The 3,818-nt window shown below is 40.8% G+C and carries 2 protein-coding genes; both read right to left on the bottom strand.

Going from position 1 to position 3,818, the window contains the following annotated elements:
* The coding region (locus ENN47_00700; GenBank protein ID HDP76711.1) for a hypothetical protein at window positions 1–330 on the bottom strand (330 nt) is incomplete at its 3' end.
* A gap of 141 nt (window positions 331–471) precedes the next feature.
* A complete protein-coding gene (locus ENN47_00695; protein ID HDP76710.1) occupies window positions 472–3,678 on the bottom strand; it encodes an ATP-dependent DNA helicase RecQ in 3,207 nt (1,068 codons plus the stop codon).
* Window positions 3,679–3,818 lie beyond the last annotated feature (140 nt).

Raw genomic sequence — 3,818 nt, 5'->3', positions numbered from 1 at the left:
TGTTGAGACTATGGTGTGATGTTTGTTTACAATGCTCTCGGCTGCTTCTTCCTGATGCTTATGTAAGTTTTCGTATGTGAAAACTGTATTCAATACCGGATCAAGGTTGAGTGCTTCCGTGAAATCTCTTATGCTTTTGCCTTTTACGAAAGGGCGATTAAGGTAGATGTATGGTCCATTAACCAGGCGAGATCCTCTTAGAAGATCATAGGCTATTAGATCCTTGAGTTGGTTCTCCAGACCTTCATCTGCGATATTTAGTGTGCTAATTAGAAAATCTGTAAAGCTCTCGAAGGTCTCTTTGCTGAAGACAACCGGGTTAATGGACATAGGATCACCTCTTTTGAAAGAGTTTCACTTGTTCTTTTTTGCAATTTCGACTACTCAGTACCTACACTAATCAAGTGGAAGAATTCACTTCATTTATGTCGTGTTCTTTGTACATTTCCAAGTCGTTAGTTTCAGATACTGCTAGGATTCTAATCCGTCAGTTTTCGGAAGCGCGGGATCTCTCACGCTATCAAGAGTTGATAGATCCAGCTGTCCACAAAGGTATTGTTCAATGAAATCCCATCTTTCAACGTTATCGATCTGAGCCCCATAAAAGGCTTTTGCTATTCTCAACTCAAGGTCTATTCTCTTCTTTATTCGTTTGGTAAGCTCGCAAGAATAGTTGCTAGCCATTCGTAGCAAAGCCGTCTTGTCTAGGCAAGCGATCTGCATTATTGTACTGTCTCCGCCACTGAAGTGTGTCGAGACTAGATTCATTATGTCTAGAACGTTTAACAGATTCTTCTTGACTCTTGTATCTTCATCGTTGCCAGCATTGAAGTATAGTATTAGATGATTATCAAGTCCGTCGTGAAAAACGCTGGAAAAAGCTAACTCCCAGGTTCGTTTGCTTTGCATCACAACAAATTCATCCTTCCTCACAAGCCTTCGGTTGAACGCGTCACCTTGCTTCCAAAAATAGTAGCCAGGATTTGTCTGGACTCCTTTCATTAGTTGCTCTGAGAAGTAGTTCAGGATTATTGCTCGCATTTCTTCTCTTCTGGCCAAATTTGGAAAATTCTTGAGTATATTAGCTATATTAGCCTCGAAGTCTTCCAGGGAAGTCTGTCGGGGTGTCTTGTTAGCAAGTTGGTCAACGAGGAGGAGCAGATTGTCATAAGCAGTTTTTATGGCATTAAGCGGCTTCATAAGAGAAACCTCTGCTTTGATTTTTGGATGGATCTCTGCCCCGAATATTTCTTGGGGTCTATTAACAATCATCCATACTAGTTTGGAGATGTTCATTTCCCTGAAGTATTTTTCCCAGAGGTTTCTAACATCAACAATATATACAGAACCCTCTGATCTGATCTCTTGATCAGTGTACATACTTTTCCTAGTGTAAGGTTTATCATACTCTCTTATTTCAGGAAATTTCTCCATTAAATCCTTGGCAATTTCCTCTGCTGCCGTGAAATACATGTACTGATAGTTCTCCCCTTTACGATAGATTATTGGCCTGTTCTTTCTGGTTTCAAGATCTTTTTGAATGAGGTACAATGCGACACGAGCTTTGTTCCTCAGCTGATCCTCATCCCATTTATTTCCTGTGAAGAGTAGGTATTTTATGTCGTCAAGGGACACAGTTACATCAACCTTGTTCGACCTGTTATTCCGATCCACAGCTTCTCTTACTTGGTTCGCAATGTGGTTTATGATATGGTTCAGTTTCCATTGTTGCGGTATGGAGAGTGATGAGAGCAGATAACCATTCCCGGGATCAGATCCTAAGTAACGTGTAATCGCATAGGCTTGTTCGTTGTTTCTTCCTCCACGCCCTATTTCCTGTACGTAGTCCATAAGTATGTTCGGAACACAGTGATGGTACACGGTCTCAATATCATCGATGTCTATACCCATCCCGAATGCTTTGGTCGCAACTATTACTCTATAGTCGCCTTTATTAAATGAATGATAGTTGTGCTTTCTATCATCATCGTCAGTCCTGCCAGTATAGATACCCACTTTATCTCTAATACTGTCAAATGCTTCCAACCTGATTTTTATATCCTCCGCCTGATTGACAAAAGGGCAATAGACAATAGTTTTCACATTCCTCTCCACGAGTTCTTTCACTTTTTGAACAGTGTCTTCAATTTTGTCCAACCTATTCATCTTTTCACCAGCCGCTTGCAAGTGTTCTATCTTAATCTCAATATTGTGCCGCTTAACATCTGTTAGAACTACCCACGGATTTTTCATAGCCAGACTCCCTGCAATTTCAGCAACAGTATCTAATGGACCTCCGAAAATGGCTGTAGCTGTAGTTGCAAGTATGGGGAATTGTTCCTTCTTGCGAAGAACTTTCAACTGATCGCCAATATAGCCATAATCAACTCTGAAAGTGCGTCCCCAAGTATTAACTAAGTGAGCTTCATCAACAGCAAATAGACCGATTTTTCGAGAACCTATCAGATTTTCTATGCGATGCTGAATGAACGTTTCTGGTGAAAGGTAAAGGATGTCAACCTCTCCATCTTTCACTTTTTGAAGTATAGTTGTTCTTTCCTCATACGTTAGACTTGAATTCACATATTCAGCTCTGAACCCTCTGTATTTTCGCATACCGAATACCTGATCTTCCATCAGGGCCTTTAAAGGAGAAATCACGATAGTCAGGGAGTTGTCCAGGTCTTTTAGTACGGATGAGACCAGTTGATAAATTAAAGACTTTCCAGATCCTGTTGAAGCTATGAAGAACAGGTCCTTCGGTTTCTCTTCGAAGTGCTGATCTATCAAGTAACGGATGAGAACCTCTTGAGAAATTGAGGTTCTTGATCCTTCAGCAGTATACACGGGGTATTGAATAAAGATCTCATACAGAAAATTGTTTCTCAGATACTCGTGAAGATCAATACCACTAGTCTTGTCGGACTGAGAGTAATATCCTGAAAATCTAAGTATCGCAACCTTTTTGCCTGAACACTCAAGTAGATTCGCTATTTCTGCTAGCTTGAATTCATATTCACTATCATTACGAGAAGTTATTATGTAGTCAATATCGTTGCTAAACCCAGCTACAACTTTTAGCCCTTTGGATTTGAGCAGGGCTTCAAACTTGCTGTTGTTGTCAATTACCTTCACATTTTTCCCAGATACTGTTGAGATAAGTGTATCGAAGTTGAGCACATCTGTAATTTTAGGAGGGTCGTACAAACGGAAGACCTCTAGCGAGTCTGATGGATCATTATGAAAGGTTATTCTATCCTTATTACAGTCAAATATCTCTCTTTCGTCATCGTCTAGAACAGTCTCGGAGGAAGGTAAGTATATGTGATCATTTGGCTCAGCGTTACAGTATATTGCGACGATTTTCTTACCTAGTACTCTTCGCAGGATTCTTGCAAGGCTATAGATGACCGCATAGAACCAATTGGTCATAGCAACCTTCTTGCCCTGCAGAGAGTTCATCAGATTGATTAAGTTCTCTGGTCTGACACTCTCTCTGTACCATCTGAAATCAAGACAGGAGTCTTCTTCAAATAAGCAGAAGGGAGGGTTGCTTTTCTGCAATTCCTTTAGCACATCGCTGTCAAATCCTTTGAGAACGACAGTATCTACTCCGTCACTCTCCAAATTCTGCATAATTTTCAGAACCCTCAGTGCCTTTGCTTGCGTATGATTCATTTCTCATTGCCTCCCGGAGAGTTTCGGTCTGTACTCTTCAAAGTACTTCAGGGCAAGGTCTCTGGATAAGTAAGCCCCATACTCTCTTTCCTGCTCTCGTTTCTCTATTGGGAATGTCGTGAAGATATACTTCAGGTCTT

It is taken from the genome of Mesotoga infera, assembly GCA_011045915.1.
GTDB classification, from domain to species: Bacteria; Thermotogota; Thermotogae; order Petrotogales; family Kosmotogaceae; genus Mesotoga; species Mesotoga infera_D.
The sequence above is the reverse complement of the archived record's forward strand: the minus strand, read 5'-3'. Positions and strand labels throughout refer to the sequence as shown.

Excerpts from the sequence above, each read along its gene's own strand:
- ENN47_00695 (HDP76710.1), bottom strand. The coding sequence starts at position 3,678 with ATGAATCATACGCAAGCAAAGGCACTGAGGGTTCTGAAAATTATGCAG.